At 72.3% G+C, this 14,221-nt stretch carries 14 protein-coding genes; 3 read left to right on the top strand and 11 right to left on the bottom strand.

Translation table 11 applies throughout. From position 1 onward, the window contains the following. Nucleotides 1-108 precede the first annotated feature (108 nt). Nucleotides 109-2,415 carry a glycoside hydrolase family 3 N-terminal domain-containing protein gene (locus ACI2L1_RS15175; RefSeq protein WP_404739775.1) on the top strand — a complete coding sequence of 769 codons (2,307 nt, stop codon included), beginning with the start codon at nucleotides 109-111 and terminating at the stop codon, nucleotides 2,413-2,415. Nucleotides 2,416-2,417: 2 nt separating this feature from the next. Here the strand turns inward: ACI2L1_RS15175 and ACI2L1_RS15170 are convergent, their stop codons facing one another. Genes ACI2L1_RS15170 through tsaB form a run of 4 tightly spaced genes read right to left on the bottom strand, consistent with a single transcriptional unit; the run spans nucleotide 2,418 to nucleotide 4,957 of the window. Then, nucleotides 2,418-2,675, bottom strand: coding sequence for a hypothetical protein (locus ACI2L1_RS15170; RefSeq protein ID WP_404739774.1), 258 nt, complete (start codon nucleotides 2,673-2,675; stop codon nucleotides 2,418-2,420). Next, entirely contained in the window at nucleotides 2,672-3,757 is a 1,086-nt protein-coding gene (gene tsaD / locus ACI2L1_RS15165) for a tRNA (adenosine(37)-N6)-threonylcarbamoyltransferase complex transferase subunit TsaD (RefSeq protein ID WP_404739773.1), read from the bottom strand. The genes ACI2L1_RS15170 and tsaD overlap by 4 nt, the downstream gene beginning before the upstream one ends. Further along, the gene (rimI, locus tag ACI2L1_RS15160) at nucleotides 3,750-4,304 is read right to left on the bottom strand and encodes a ribosomal protein S18-alanine N-acetyltransferase (protein WP_404739772.1); all 555 of its coding nucleotides are present in this window, start codon (nucleotides 4,302-4,304) and stop codon (nucleotides 3,750-3,752) included. Before rimI ends, tsaD begins: the two co-directional genes overlap by 8 nt. Further along, a complete protein-coding gene (gene tsaB, locus ACI2L1_RS15155) occupies nucleotides 4,301-4,957 on the bottom strand; it encodes a tRNA (adenosine(37)-N6)-threonylcarbamoyltransferase complex dimerization subunit type 1 TsaB (protein ID WP_404739771.1) in 657 nt (218 codons plus the stop codon). The genes rimI and tsaB overlap by 4 nt, the downstream gene beginning before the upstream one ends. Nucleotides 4,958-5,132: 175 nt before the next feature. On the opposite strand from tsaB, the gene ACI2L1_RS15150 reads away from it, so the two are divergent. Further along, nucleotides 5,133-5,678 (top strand): hypothetical protein, encoded by a 546-nt coding sequence (locus ACI2L1_RS15150; RefSeq protein ID WP_404739770.1) that lies wholly within the window; start codon nucleotides 5,133-5,135, stop codon nucleotides 5,676-5,678. A 51-nt stretch (nucleotides 5,679-5,729) separates the two neighbouring features. On the opposite strand, the gene ACI2L1_RS15145 is transcribed toward ACI2L1_RS15150, so the two are convergent. The 6 genes from ACI2L1_RS15145 to ACI2L1_RS15120 form a co-directional block, all read right to left on the bottom strand. Then, nucleotides 5,730-5,900 carry a hypothetical protein gene (locus ACI2L1_RS15145; protein WP_404739769.1) on the bottom strand — a complete coding sequence of 57 codons (171 nt, stop codon included), beginning with the start codon at nucleotides 5,898-5,900 and terminating at the stop codon, nucleotides 5,730-5,732. 152 nt (nucleotides 5,901-6,052) lie between these two features. After that, nucleotides 6,053-6,559 (bottom strand): tRNA (adenosine(37)-N6)-threonylcarbamoyltransferase complex ATPase subunit type 1 TsaE, encoded by a 507-nt coding sequence (tsaE, locus tag ACI2L1_RS15140; protein WP_404739768.1) that lies wholly within the window; start codon nucleotides 6,557-6,559, stop codon nucleotides 6,053-6,055. Continuing rightward, complete coding sequence (locus tag ACI2L1_RS15135; protein WP_404739767.1) at nucleotides 6,531-7,781, bottom strand: alpha/beta fold hydrolase; 1,251 nt, start codon at nucleotides 7,779-7,781, stop codon at nucleotides 6,531-6,533. The genes tsaE and ACI2L1_RS15135 overlap by 29 nt, the downstream gene beginning before the upstream one ends. An 83-nt stretch (nucleotides 7,782-7,864) precedes the next feature. After that, nucleotides 7,865-9,037, bottom strand: coding sequence for an alanine racemase (alr, locus tag ACI2L1_RS15130; RefSeq protein WP_404739766.1), 1,173 nt, complete (start codon nucleotides 9,035-9,037; stop codon nucleotides 7,865-7,867). 85 nt (nucleotides 9,038-9,122) lie between these two features. Beyond that, entirely contained in the window at nucleotides 9,123-9,755 is a 633-nt protein-coding gene (locus tag ACI2L1_RS15125; protein ID WP_404739765.1) for a M23 family metallopeptidase, read from the bottom strand. 338 nt (nucleotides 9,756-10,093) lie between these two features. Beyond that, entirely contained in the window at nucleotides 10,094-11,650 is a 1,557-nt protein-coding gene (locus tag ACI2L1_RS15120) for an NAD(P)H-hydrate dehydratase (protein ID WP_404739764.1), read from the bottom strand. A gap of 113 nt (nucleotides 11,651-11,763) precedes the next feature. Between ACI2L1_RS15120 and ACI2L1_RS15115 the strand changes: the two genes are divergently transcribed. Further along, complete coding sequence (locus ACI2L1_RS15115; protein WP_404739763.1) at nucleotides 11,764-12,381, top strand: TOPRIM nucleotidyl transferase/hydrolase domain-containing protein; 618 nt, start codon at nucleotides 11,764-11,766, stop codon at nucleotides 12,379-12,381. Nucleotides 12,382-12,895: 514 nt separating this feature from the next. On the opposite strand, the gene ACI2L1_RS15110 is transcribed toward ACI2L1_RS15115, so the two are convergent. Continuing rightward, complete coding sequence (locus tag ACI2L1_RS15110) at nucleotides 12,896-13,267, bottom strand: holo-ACP synthase (RefSeq protein ID WP_404739762.1); 372 nt, start codon at nucleotides 13,265-13,267, stop codon at nucleotides 12,896-12,898. Between the last annotated feature and the right edge of the window lie 954 nt (nucleotides 13,268-14,221).

Genomic DNA, 14,221 nt, shown 5'->3' with positions numbered 1-14,221 from the left:
CCTCTTGACGAACCCTCCTGGCGGCCCTAGGTTCCCAAAACATTCGGATTACACATCGAAACATTCGCGAAGGTCGTCGACCCGACAGTCGAGCCCGACAGGAGTTACATGACCACCGCGCCCTGGCGTGACCCCGCCCTGCCCGCCGCCGCCCGCGTCGACGACCTCCTCTCCCGGATGACCCTTCAGGAGAAGACCGCCCAGCTCTACGGCGTGTGGGTGGGCGCCTCCACGGACGGCGACGGAGTCGCCCCCCTGCAGCGCGAGATGACCGCCGACCACGACTGGGACGAGCTGATCACCCACGGTCTCGGCCAGCTCACCCGCCCCTTCGGCACCGCCCCCGTGGACCCGGCGCTGGGCGCGCAGGCACTGGCCCGCGCCCAGCGCCGTATCGCCGAGGCGGGCCGCTTCGGCATCCCGGCGCTGACCCACGAGGAGTGCCTGGCCGGCTTCACCACCTGGCGGGCCACCGCCTATCCGGTCCCGCTCGCCTGGGGCGCGAGCTGGGATGCCGGGCTTGTCGAGGAGATGGCCGGTGCCATCGGCCGCGATCTGCGCGCGGTCGGCGTCCACCAGGGTCTGGCCCCCGTCCTGGACGTCGTCCGCGACCCGCGCTGGGGACGGGTCGAGGAAACCATCGGCGAGGACCCGTACCTGGTGGGCACGATCGGCGCCGCGTATGTCCGGGGCCTTGAGTCGGCCGGGATCGTCTCCACTCTCAAGCACTTCGCCGGGTACGCGTCCTCGGCCGGCGCCCGCAACCTCGCGCCCGTGCGGGCGGGGGTGCGGGAGTTCGCCGACATCACCCTGCCGCCCTTCGAGTTCGCCCTGCGCGAGGGCCGCGCCCGCTCGGTGATGGCCGCGTACAACGACACCGACGGCGTCCCGGCCTCCGCCGACCCCGGCCTGCTGACCGAACTCCTGCGCGAGGAGTGGGGGTTCACCGGCACGGTGGTCTCCGACTACTTCGGTGTCGGCTTCCTGCAGACCCAGCACCGGATCGCCGGCACCGAGGCGGGCGCGGCCCACGCGGCCCTCGATGCGGGCCTGGACGTCGAACTGCCGACGGTGAAGTGCTACGGCAAACCGCTCGTCGAGGCGGTCCTGGCCGGGGAGGTTCCCGAGTCCCTGATCGACCGGGCGGCCCACCGTGTCCTGCTCCAGAAGTGCGAGCTGGGCCTCCTCGACGAGGACTGGAGCCCGGAGTCCGCCGAGCGGATCGACCTCGACTCGACGGCGAACCGCGCCCTGGCCCGCCGCCTCGCCGAGGAGTCGGTGGTCCTCCTCGACAACCCGGACGGTCTGCTTCCGCTGGCCCCCGACACCCGGATCGCGGTCGTGGGCCCCCGCGCCGCCGACGCCCTCGCCATGCTCGGCTGCTACTCCTTCCCCTCCCACGTCCTCACCCACCATCCCGACGTCCCGATGGGCATCGAGATCCCCACGGTCCTTGAGGCCCTGCGCTCCGAACTCCCCGACGCCAAGGTCACGTTCACCGAGGGCTGCGGGGTCGACGACCCGGACACCGGGGGCTTCGAGGAGGCGGTGGCGCGGACGGCCGAGGCGGACGTCTGCGTGGCGGTGCTCGGCGACCGGGCGGGCCTGTTCGGGCGGGGCACGTCGGGTGAGGGCTGCGATGTGAGCGACCTGCAACTCCCGGGCGTGCAGGGCGAGTTGCTGGACTCCCTGGTCGCCACGGGCGTCCCGGTCGTGCTGGTCCTGTTGACCGGCCGCCCTTACGCGCTCGGCCGCTGGCACGGTCGGCTCGGCGCGGCCGTCCAGGCCTTCTTCCCCGGCGAGGAAGGCGGCCCGGCGGTCGCCGGAGTCCTCTCGGGCCGGGTCAACCCCTCGGGCCGCCTCCCGGTGAGCGTCCCGCGGGTGCCCGGCGGTCAGCCCTGGACCTACCTCCAGCCACCGCTCGGTCTCGCGGGCGAGGTCAGCAACCTGGACCCGACCCCGCTGTACGCCTTCGGACACGGCCGCTCCTACACGGAGTTCGCGTGGGAGGACTTCGAGGGCTCGGCGCCACGGCTCACCACCGACGGCTCCTACGACCTCGCCCTCACCGTCCGCAACACGGGCGACCGCGCGGGCGCCGAGGTCGTCCAGCTGTATCTGCACGACCCGGTGGCCTCGGTGACCCGACCGGACGTCCGCCTGATCGGCTACCAGCGGCTGGAGCTGGACCCGGGCGAGTCCCGCCGGGTCACCTTCCGCTTCCACGCGGAGCTGTCCGCCTTCACCGACCGCAAGGGCCGGCGGATCGTCGAACCGGGCGATCTGGAGCTACGGCTGGCGGTGTCGAGCGCGGACGTCCGGCACACCGCACGGCTGCATCTCACGGGCCCGGTGCGGGAGTTGGGCCCGGACCGGCGGCTGCGCTGCGAGACGGAGGTGTCGGGGACGGGGTGAGCTCAGTCGGAGCCCAATGACTCGAACCGCCACCGATGCACCGCCCGGGTGACCAACTCACCGCCCGGCTCCGGAAGTTCGGGCAGATCGGCGTCGTAGGCCGCGTCCCACCACGTGACGACGAGGACGCGGTCCTGCGGCGCCCGGAAGGTCTCGCGCCGCAACGGCCTTACGGGAAGCTCCTGCCGGCGGGCCCAGGCGAGCAGCGCCTCACCGCGGCCCTCGACCGCCCGGGCCTCCCACATCAGCGCGACCGTCACGAGTAGAGGTTCTCCTTGCTGACCTCGTGCACGTGATCGTGGCCCGGGACGTGCGGGTCGGTCACCGGCAGGGAGGAGTCGGCGGAGAGGTCCCAGCTGGAGGCGGTACGGCCCCGGGCCACCATCTCCGCGCCGAGGGCGGCGACCATCGCGCCGTTGTCGGTGCACAACTTGGGCCGGGGCACCCGCAGTCGGATCCCGGCGGCCTCGCAGCGCTCCTGGGCCAGCACCCTGAGGCGCGAGTTGGCGGCCACTCCGCCGCCGATCATCAGGTGGTCGACACCCTCGTCCTTGCAGGCCCGCACGGCCTTGCGGGTCAGCACGTCCACGACCGCCTCCTGGAAGGAAGCCGCCACGTCACGCACCGGCACCTCCTCCCCGGCGGCCCGCTTCGCCTCGATCCAGCGGGCGACCGCCGTCTTCAGCCCGGAGAAGGAGAAGTCGTACGCCGGGTCGCGCGGCCCGGTCAGACCGCGCGGGAACGCGATCGCCGACGGGTCGCCCTCGCGCGCGTACCGGTCGATGACCGGGCCGCCCGGGAAGCCGAGGTTGAGCACCCGGGCGATCTTGTCGAAGGCCTCGCCCGCGGCGTCGTCGATGGTCGCGCCCATCGGCCGTACGTCGGAGGTGATGTCGCTCGACAGCAGCAGCGAGGAGTGCCCGCCGGAGACCAGCAGCGCCATCGTCGGCTCGGGCAGCGCGCCGTGCTCCAGCTGGTCGACGCAGATGTGGGAGGCGAGGTGGTTGACGCCGTACAGGGGCTTGCCGAGGGCGTAGGCGTACGCCTTCGCGGCGGAGACCCCGACGAGAAGGGCACCGGCGAGTCCGGGACCGGCGGTGACGGCGATGCCGTCGAGGTCGCGCGCACTCACCCCCGCTTCCTTCAGCGCACGGTCGATGGTGGGGACCATGGCCTCCAGGTGCGCCCGGCTGGCCACCTCCGGCACCACACCGCCGAACCTGGCGTGCTCGTCGACGCTGGACGCGATGGCGTCGGCCAGCAGGGTGGTCCCGCGGACGATGCCGACGCCGGTCTCGTCACAGGAGGTCTCGATGCCCAGGACAAGCGGTTCGTCAGCCATTGATCTCAGTTCCTCGTTCGGATGTCGAACCCGCGGCGGAGCCGCTGTCGGATGCAGTGGTCAGTCGCATGACCAGGGCGTCCACATTGCCCGGCTGGTAGTAGCCGCGCCGGAAGCCGATGGCCTCGAAGCCGAAGCGCTCGTAGAGCTTCTGAGCGCGGATGTTGTCGATCCGGCACTCCAGCATCACTTCGGCGCACTCGAAGGCGGTCGCGGCCCGCAGCAGCTCGGTCAGCAGCACCGAGCCGAGGCCGGTGCCCCAGTGGTCGCGGGCGACGGCGATGGTCTGCACGTCGGCCTGCGCGGCGGGGCCGCCGTCGTCCGCCGGGCCGGCGGAGGCGAGCCCCGCGTACCCGACGAGCCGTCCGCCCGCCTCGGCCACGACGTAGCGCCGGGTCGCCGCCGGACCCCTGGAGTGCGCCAGCTCGGACCAGAACATGCCCCGGGACCAGGCGTCCACCGGGAAGAGGGCCTTCTCCAGTTCCAGGACGGGATCGATGTCCCACCAGCGCATCTCACGCAGTACGGGAGTCACGGGTGTGGTCACTTGGGGGTGACCACCTTGTAGTTCTTGGGCACCTGGGCGTCGGGCCGCCGCAGATACAGCGGCCGTGGGGCGGGCAGTTCCTCCCCGGCCCCGATCCGCTCGGCGGCGAGGGCGGCGAGTGAGGCGGCCGACACATGCTCCGGTTCGCGGGCGTCGGGGAAGGTGTCGGGGTAGAGCAGCGCCCCCGCGCCGACCGCGGGCAGCCCCTCGACCTGTTCGGCGATATCGGCGGGCCGGTCGACGGCGGGTTCACCGATCCGGGTACGGGAGTTCTCGTACCGCGCCCAGTAGACCTCCTTGCGTCGCGCGTCGGTCGCCACGACGAAGGGCCCGTCACCGAGTTCGGCGGCGTAGGCGAGTCCGTCCAGGGTGCACATGCCGTGCACGGGGATCCCGAGCGCGAGCCCGAAGGTGTCCGCGGTCATGAGCCCGACGCGCAGCCCGGTGTACGGCCCGGGCCCGATCCCCACGACGACCCCGGTGACGGCGTCCAGCTTCACCCCCGCTTCACCGAGCACCCGGTCGACGGCCGGCAACAACAGCTCCCCGTGCCGACGCGCGTCCACCTGACTGAACGAGGCGACGACGGCCCGCCCGTCATGCAGAGCGACGGTCACGGCGGGAGTGGCGGTATCCAGAGCGAGCAAGAGCACGCAAACAGCCTACGGCTCTTGGCGGCCCGGGGCGGCCGCAGGCCGCACAGGGGCGCGGGGCTGTATCGACATGCGGCTCCGCCGCGTGGGCGCGACCAGCCACGACGGCGCAGCAGACGACCGCCAAGCTGCTACGGTCGCCACAAATCGGACCAACCACACAAGAGGTGAACCGGTGGCACCCAGCAACGCAGCCTTCGTGACCGCCCTCACCACAGCGGCCCTCGCAACCGTGGGCTTCCTCGCCTACCAGGCCTCCGCAGCAGTCCCCACCGAGGCGCACACCAGCAACTCCTCCTCGGCCACCACCTCGAAAGCCCCCCGGAGCAGGCAGAACCCCACCGCCCTCCCCCCGAGCTCCGGCACAGGCACCCGCGTCGTGTACTCCCTGAACGGCAACCGGGTCTGGCTCGTCAATCCCGGCAACAAGGTCACCCGCACCTTCGAGGTCACCCCGGGAAACGTCCACCCCACGCCCGGTGACTACGCGGTCACCTCCCGCTCGGGTGCGGTGACCGGCACCGACGGCACCCCCGTCGAACACGTGGTCCGCTTCACCAGCGTCGACGGCGTGGCCATCGGCTTCAGCGCGGCCGTGAAGAAGGCGGCGACCTCCTCCGCCACCCCCGTACGGACGGGCGGCATCCGGGAGTCCCGCGCGGACGGCGACGCGATGTGGTCCTTCGCGACGATCGGCGCGCGGGTCGTCGTGATCCGCTGAGGCCACTCAGGCCACTCAGGCCACTCAGGCCACTCAGGCCGCTCAGGCCGCTCAGGCCGCTTTCGGACGCTCGGCAGCAGCCCGCGCCGTACCCGGATCGGGCAGTCGCGGAGGTGTGGAGACGGCCGCAGCCGCCGCGCAGGACGCCAGCAGATCACGCATGGACACGCCGCCGGCGATCGCGTACGGCTGCTGCTGGGGCCGGTTCTCGGTGGCCGACATGGACGCCTCCTGAAGTTCGGGGGCGGGCGTAGTTAGGTACACCTAACTACGAGCTGGGTACCATGTGACCACGCACAAGACACCAAATGCAACATCTTGCCGACGGATTGTCGGAACGTTCACGAATACGCGTCGGAGATACGCGTCGGCCCTCAGGCCGTGAGCACGCCGAGGTCGGCCGCCTCCCAGCGCTCCCCGAGCGGGGTGAACGTCACGTGCCGTACCTCGTCCGTGGTGTCACCGACCGCGCGGTGGATCCGGACCTGCAGCCGGTCGTCGGTCAGCTCCTCGACCTTGCCCTCGCCCCACTCCACGACGATCACCGAGTCCGGCAGCGACACGTCGAGATCGAGGTCCTCCATCTCGTCGAGCCCGCCGCCGAGGCGATACGCGTCGACGTGGACGAGCGGCGGTCCGTCACCCAGCGAGGGATGCACCCGGGCGATCACGAAGGTCGGCGAGGTGACCGCACCCCGCACCCCGAGCCCCTCGCCGAGCCCCCGGGCCAGCGTCGTCTTGCCCGCGCCGAGCTCTCCGCTGAGCATCACGAGGTCCCCGGCGCGCAGCAGCTTGGCGAGCTTCAGGCCCAGCTCACGCATCTGCTCGGGGGAGGTGACGGTCAGCTCGGTCTCAACCGGGTTGCGCGGTACTGCTTCCATAACCGCCAACGGTAGCCCCTGCCGGTACGGCACCCGCGCGGGTGAGGAGGTCGGCGAGGCGGTCGGTGACCACTTCCGGGTGTTCCAGCATGACCAGGTGCCCGGCGTCGGGAACCAGCACCAGCTCCGCCTCGGGCAGCAGCGAGGCGATCGCCTCGCTGTGCTCACTGGGCGTGACCATGTCTCCCACCCCGGCAAGGACGAGCACCGGCTTGTCCACGAAGTGCGCGAGGGCGGCGGTCTTGTCGTGGTTGTCGAACGCCGGGTAGTACTCGGCGACCACGTCGATCGGGGTGCCCTCGATCATCCGCTCGGCGAACCGGACGACGGCCGGGTCGACGTCCCGGGAGGCGAAGGAGTACCGCTTGATGATCCCGGCGAACAGGTCGGCGGTGGCCCGCCGCCCCTTCTCCACCAGGTCGGCCCGCTGCCCCAGTATCTTGAGCACGCCCGGCAGCACCCGCCGTACGGCGTTGACGCCCGCTACGGGCAGCCCGAAGTTGACCTCGCCGAGCCGCCCGGACGACGTACCGACCAACGCCACCGCCACCACCCGGTCGCGGATCAGCTCGGGGAACTGGTCGGCCAGCGCCATGACGGTCATCCCGCCCATGGAGTGCCCGACGAGCACGATCGGCCCCGCGGGCACGGCCGCGTCGATGACGGCCTTCAGGTCCCGCCCGAGCTGCTCGATGTCGACCGGCACCCCGTCCTGCACCTGCCGCATGCCCCGCCCGGACCGGCCGTGGCTGCGCTGGTCCCAGTGCACGGTCCGTACGACGCCCCGAAGGGCCGCCCGCTGGAAGTGCCAGGAGTCCTGGCTGAGGCAGTAGCCGTGGCTGAAGACGACGGTGACGGGGGCGGGGGCCTTGCGCCCGAACAGCCGGCGCCTGCGCGGTGACAGCGCGGGGACGGCCTCCGGGTCCACGTCGTCGACCTCGTAGTACAGCTCGGTGCCGTCGTCGGCGTGCGCCTTGCCGGGGGTGCCGCGCAGTGAGCCGTACGGCCCCGTCGAGTCGAGGGCGAGCCGTGCCTTCTGCCGCATCCCGCGCCCGACGGTGAGCCGCTCGATGGCCACGCCGGCCGCGGCGCCCGCGGCGACGACCCCTATCGCGGTGCCCGCGATGCCGGTCGCCCGGCGCCAGCCGCCACCCGCCGCCGCAGCGGAGGCGAGGGCCACCGATGCGGCGTCGACGACGGCCTCCGCACTGCTCTCGCTCACGTACCGCTCCTGTTCGCTGGGTCGGGTGACAGTCAGGTGATACCGGTGGCGCGGGACTCGCTGTTCTCGCGCGCACTGTGCGGTTACCCCGCTTGTTCCTCATTCACATAGACGCGGGGAACACGCGTTCCGATGCGTGTGACGATTTCGTACGCGATGGTGCCCGCCGCCTGCGCCCAGTCCTCGGCGGTGGGCTCGCCCCGATCGCCGGGGCCGAAGAGCACGGCCCGGGTGCCGGTGGCGGGCTCGTCGCCGCCCAGGTCCACGACGAACTGGTCCATGGCGATCCGCCCGGCGACCGTGCGCCACTTTCCGTCGACCAGTACCGGGCCCGCCCCGGAGGCGTGCCGTGGGATGCCGTCCGCGTAGCCGACGGGCACCAGGCCGAGGGTCGTCACGCCGGGGGTGATGTAGTGATGGCCGTAACTGACGCCGTGGCCGCCGGGGACGCGCTTGACCAGCGCGATCGACGCCGACAGTGTCATCACCGGACGCAGTCCGAAGTCCGCGGGGCTGCCGATCTCGGGGCTGGGCGAGATGCCGTAGACCGCGATCCCGGTGCGGACGAGGTCGAAGTGGCTGTCCGGAAGGGTGAGCGTGGCGGGCGAGTTGGCGATGTGCCGCACCTCGGGGCGGACGCCCTGGCCCTCGGCGTACGCCAGCATCTCCCGGAAGAGGGTGAGTTGGGCGGCGATGGAGGGGTGCCCGGGCTCGTCGGCGCAGGCGAGGTGCGACCAGAGCCCGGTGATGCGCACGAGGCCTTGGGACTGTGCGCTCAGGGCCTCGGCGACCAGCTCGGCCCAGTCCTCGCCGGGCTGGCAGCCGCCCCGCCCGAGTCCGGTGTCCGCCTTGAGCTGCACGCGCGCGGGGATGCCGGCCTGCCGGGCCGCCTCGGTGACCTCCCCGAGGGCCCACATCCCGCTGACGGACACGTCGAGGTCGGCCTCGATCGCCTCCCGCCAGGGCCCGCCGGGCGTCCACAGCCAGCACATGATCCGAACCCCGTCGATGCCGGCCGCCCGCAGGGCGAGGGCCTCCTCGGGGGTGGCCGTCCCCAGCCACCGCGCCCCCGCCTCGACCGCCGCGCGGGCGCACGGCACCGCGCCGTGGCCGTACGCGTCGGACTTGACCACGGCCATGACGGCGGCGCCCGGCGCATGGGCGCGCAGGGCCCGCACATTGGCCCGCAGCGCGTCCAGGTCGATCTCGGCGCGGGCGCGCAGCGGGGCGGTCGGGGCGGTTGCTCTCTCGTTCATGGCGCCCCCAGTGTCTCAGAGGCGACTGACACCGCCGATGTGCGCGTCCCCGGTGGACGCGGTGGGCGCGGTGGGCGCGCTCGTGTCAGAGGCTGAGGCCGTGCCGGGCCAGGTACTGCACCGGGTCGATGTCCGAGCCGTACGGTCGGCGGGCGCGGACCTCGAAGTGCAGATGCGGCCCGGTGGCGCGTCCGGTGCTGCCGCTGCTCCCGATGCGGGTGCCGGCCTTGACCTTGGCGCCGCGCGCGACCGAGATCCGCGAGAGATGGCCGTAGACGACGTAACGGGAATCGCTCATCCTGATCGTCACGGCCTTTCCGTACGACCCCGACCAGCTGGCCAGGACGACGACGCCGGTGCCCACCGCGTAAACCGGGGTGCCCTTCGGCACCGCGAGATCCACTCCGGTGTGGTATCCGACCAGCCAGTTTCCCCGCACTCCGTAGCGCATCGTCACTCTGGCACGTTTGCGTATGGGGCGGCTCCACTTGGCTGGGGCCAGGGAGCGGTCGCCGATCTCCAGGTCCTCGGGTTCCTCGGCGGCTGCCAGCAGGTCCTCGAATTCCGGGTCGTAGTCGCCGCCGCAGTTCCCGCCGGGCTCTTCCTCTAAGGGCTGCGGGGTGTCCTCCCGGAAACCGAGAACGGGACTCCCCAGAACGACTGCCGCTCCTCCCAGCAATTCACGCCGGGTGGTGCCGCGTATATTTGGCTCATCCATGCGGCCAGCGAAACATCGCCCTTTCGGCGCCGCATATTCGGGCCGACCAGTATTGGTCCCATCAGGTACTAGTTCGTGGTTGGGCGTCCATTTGCCGGGCTTAGGTCGGGCGTCGGTCTGCCGGGCTCGGTTGGGCGTCGGTCTGCCGGGCTTAGGTCGGGCGTCGGTCCACCGGGCTTAGGTCGGGTGTCCGTCTGCCGGGCTTAGGTCGGGCGTCGGTCCACCGGGCTTAGGTCGGGTGTCCGTCTGCCGGGCCCCGGTCGGCGGCCGTCTACCGGGCCCCGGTCGGGCGTCCGTCTACCGGTCGGCACTCACGTGTCCGTTTGGGCGGTGGGCGATCACGCGTCCGTCACGTCCCGCCACGCCGCCGGCACCGCCTCGGCCACGTCGTGCGCCCCCACTGGCGCCCCGTCCGCCGCGAACCGCCCGGCCAACCCGTGCAGGTACGCGGCGGTGCTGCCCGCGTCCAGAGCGCTCAGCCCTGACGCGAGCAGGGACCCCGCGAGACCGGACAGGACGTCCCCGCTGCCGGCGGTGGCCAGCCAGGCCGTCCCGGTCGGGTTGACGCGTACGGCCCCGCCGGCGGCGTCGGCGACCAGCGTGGTCGACCCCTTGAGCAGCACGGTCGCGCCGTAGCGCCCGGCGAGCTCCCGCGCCGAGGCGAGCCGGGCCCCCTCGACCTGCTCGCGCGGCACCCCGAGCAGCGCGGCGGCCTCTCCGGCGTGCGGGGTCATGAGGGTCGGCGCGGTACGCGCGTGTACGGCGTCCCGGTCGGCGAGCCGCAGCCCGTCCGCGTCGATGAGCACCGGCACGTCCGACGCCAGCACCTCACCGACGGCGGAGGCGTCGTCCCCGGCCCCCGGCCCGACGACCCAGGCCTGTACGCGCCCGGCGTGCTTGGGCCCCTGATCCGACACAAGCGTCTCGGGGAAGCGGGCGATCACGGCGTCCGCGGCGGGTCCTACGTACCGCACGGCCCCGGCGCCGCCCCGCAACGCCCCGTACACGGCGAGCACGGCGGCGCCCGGGTACCGCGCGGACCCGGCGGCGATGCCGACGACACCGCGCCGGTACTTGTCGCTCTCCCCGCTCGGCACGGGCAGAAGCCGGGCCACGTCGGCGTGCTGGAGGGCTTCCAGTTCAGCCTCTTCGGGAAGGGCCAGCCCGATGTCGACGAGCCGCACCGACCCGGCGTACTCCCGCGCCGGATCGATCAGCAGCCCCGGCTTGTGCGTCCCGAAGGTGACGGTCAGGTCGGCCCGCACGGCAGCCCCGCGCACCTCCCCGGTGTCGGCGTCGACCCCGCTCGGCAGATCCACGGCGACGACGGCGGCGCGGGCCCGGTCGGCGACCTCGGCGAGCCGGGCCGCGTCGGGTCGCAGTCCACCCTTGCCGCCGATGCCGACGATGCCGTCGAGAAGGAGGTCGGCTTGCTCGATCAACTGCTCGGGGGTGTGGAGGGCCGTGGTCTGTCCCTCGGTGGTGTGGGGGTCAGCGGCCCGCCCACCGGCGGTGCGGGCGTCCGCGGCCCGCCAACCGGCACTGACGGCACGGCCGTCGCTCTTCACGGCCCGTCCGTCGATCCCCACGGCCCGCCCACCGGCCCGTTTCAGCGCGGTCAGCCCTCCTGGGTGGGCCCGTTCGGGCGCGAGCAGGACGGCGGTCACTCCCGCGCCCCGCCGGGCGAGCCGTGCGCCGGCGTAGAGGGCGTCCCCGCCGTTGTCCCCGCTGCCGACGAGCAGTACGACCCGACGGCCGTACACCCGCCCCAGCAGATCCGCGCAGGCGGCGGCGAGCCCGGCCGCCGCCCGCTGCATGAGCGCGCCCTCCGGCAACCGGGACATCAGCTCCCGCTCCGCCGCCCTGACCGTCTCCACGCTGTACGCAGTACGCATGGGTTCGAGTCTCCCCCGTCGCAGGCGGATCGACCCAGTCGCCGCCTCCTGCCTGCTGACCGGGGCGTCGAAATTCGGTGCCGTGTCGTCGGCCCGGGGTGCAGACTCGCTGTATGGCGGACATGGGGGCGTTCCGGGACGCGGTGCGTGGCTGGGCGAACGGCGGTTCCGGGGAGTCGGCGAGCGAACTGGCCGAACGGCTGGGCATACGGACGGCGGTCCTGCTGGAGGGTCCGAGCGACCTCGCGGCCGTAGAGGCGCTGGCGGCACGCCGTGACCGGGACCTGGCCGCGGAGGGAGTGGCCGCCGTGTCGATGGGCGGAGCGATGAGCGTCGCCCGTTACGCCGGCCTCCTCGGCCCACCCGGCCTGGGCCTGCGCCTGACGGGCCTGTGCGACGAACGCGAACGCCCCTTCTACGACCGCGGCCTGAAACGAGCGCAGGCCGCCGACTCGGCCTTCTTCGTCTGCGTGTCGGACCTGGAGGACGAACTCATCCGCGCCCTGGGCACGGCGAGGGCCGAGGAGATCGTGGAGACCGAGGGCGACCTACGCCCCTGGCAGACCTTCCTCTCCCAACCCGCCCAGCACGGCCGCCCCCGCCACGACCAACTCCGCCGCTTCCTCGGCACGAAGAAGGGCCGCAAGATCCGCTACGGCCATCTCCTGGTCGAAGCCCTGAACGCCGACGAGGTCCCCGCCCCGCTGGCCGACCTGTTCGCGAGCCTGTGAGGAAGGCCGGACTCGGAGACCTGATCGTCCCCGTGGGCCTCGTCGTCCTCGTCGGACCGCCTGCCTCGGGCAAGACCAGCTTCGTACGCGAGTTGGTCGCTCAGGGAAGTGGGTGATGCGGAGGTCTTCGAGGAACGGGACCGCCGGCTCATCGTCAAACTCGCGGCGGGCCGGATCGCCGTGGCCGAGTCGACGAACGTGACCCCGCGGCACGGGCACGCCTGTCGCGTACGCCGCGGGGTTCAACGTCCCCTTGACCATGCTTCGGTTCGGCCAGGACGGACGAATCCGTCCTGCTCCGCCAGAACGAGGAGCGAGCGAGGAACGACGTATCCGCCGCGGACATCGGCACCTACGCCACGACCATGACGCGGCACGCGACCGCCGAAGCACTGCGCGCGGAAGGAGCGGCGTACGTCTACGACGTTTCACGTCGCGCCGAGGGCGTCACCGCCGCGGAAGCCGCCGCAGGGGTCGCCTTCACCCACGCGCAGCCGTGGCACCCGCCCTCTTCTCACCCCTCCGCGATCACCACCGCCGAAGCGACCCCGGCGTCATGACTGAGCGACACATGCCAGGACCGCACCCCGAGCACGGCGGCCCGCGCGGCCACGGTGCCGGTCACCCGCAGCCGAGGCTGCCCACTGTCCTCGACGTACACCTCGGCATCGGTCCAGTGCAGCCCGGCCGGAGCCCCGAGAGCCTTGGCCAGCGCCTCTTTGGCGGCGAACCGGGCAGCGAGCGAGGCGATCCCCCGACGCTCCCCACTGGGCAGCAACAACTCACTGTCCAGGAAAAGCCGCCGGGCCATCCCCGGCGTACGCTCCAACGACGCCGCGAACCGCTCGATCTCGGCGACGTCGATACCAACCCCGATGATGCTCACCCGCGCACTCTACGACCCGCCCGACGCCCCGGCGTTCGGCTCTCCGACCACGAGATCGGCTTCCTGCGCCGCGGTGACGGCACGATCCAGGAAAAGAGTGAGCCTCCCTCCAACGCTCACTGGCTGTTGAACTTCCGGACGGCTAAAAGGAGTTCATCGACGAGTACGGGCCGGTCCGGGTCGCTGTACCGCTATCTCCAGGGCGAGGAAATGGCAGGCCCGAAAGCAGGGCCTACTATCTGGGCCCGTTCCGCTTCGAAGCCCTGCCGTACATTGAGTCCGCTCGGGGGGACTTCTGGTTCGGCCCGGAGAGACCTGGGCCGACAGAACAGTGACACAGACAAGAGGGGGGACGGCCGTGTTCAGCGGTGTCCGCGTAATACGTACGGCTACCTTCTGGACGTCGGTGATGCTCGCAGCATGGTGCGCCGTCGGCTGCTCCGCGGCAGACGATGCCGACACGACCGAGCCGGGGAACTCGGAGCGTGCGCCGTCGAGTTCGGCGACCGCATCGGCCGACGTCGAGAGCAGTACCCCTTCGGCATTCCCCTCCCCGAGTGCTTCCCGGTCGGTCTCTCGCACGCCGGTGCCGTCGAAGTCCGTCGTGGTACAGCGGACCCGCGGCTCGTCGGCAAGTCCGGACACCACGACCGGCACCAGATCCAGTACCGTCCCGCAGAACCCCAACCGCGGCTCGACGCCTCCACCGGCTCCGCCTCGCCCGTCCCCCACGCCGGAGTGGAGCTCCGGTGCCTGGCAGCCTGGCGACCCCGTCGAGACGACCGCTCCCGCGGCGGTGCCCGGGGGCGCTGCTCCGGCCTCGGGCTGAGGTGGGAACAGGTCGGTCCCGTCCGTCGACAACTGGATCCTCAGCCGCGGCGCGTGAACAGCCCGCTGCGCCCAGACCTCGTGCCGGGTCAGGCAGGTGCGGGTCCATCGGACGCGAGTCGCCAG

The sequence above is a fragment of the Streptomyces sp. NPDC019531 genome, from assembly GCF_044903305.1.
Lineage (GTDB): Bacteria > Actinomycetota > Actinomycetes > Streptomycetales > Streptomycetaceae > Streptomyces.
Note: the sequence above shows the minus strand (reverse complement) of the source record. Positions and strands in the feature narration are given on the sequence as shown.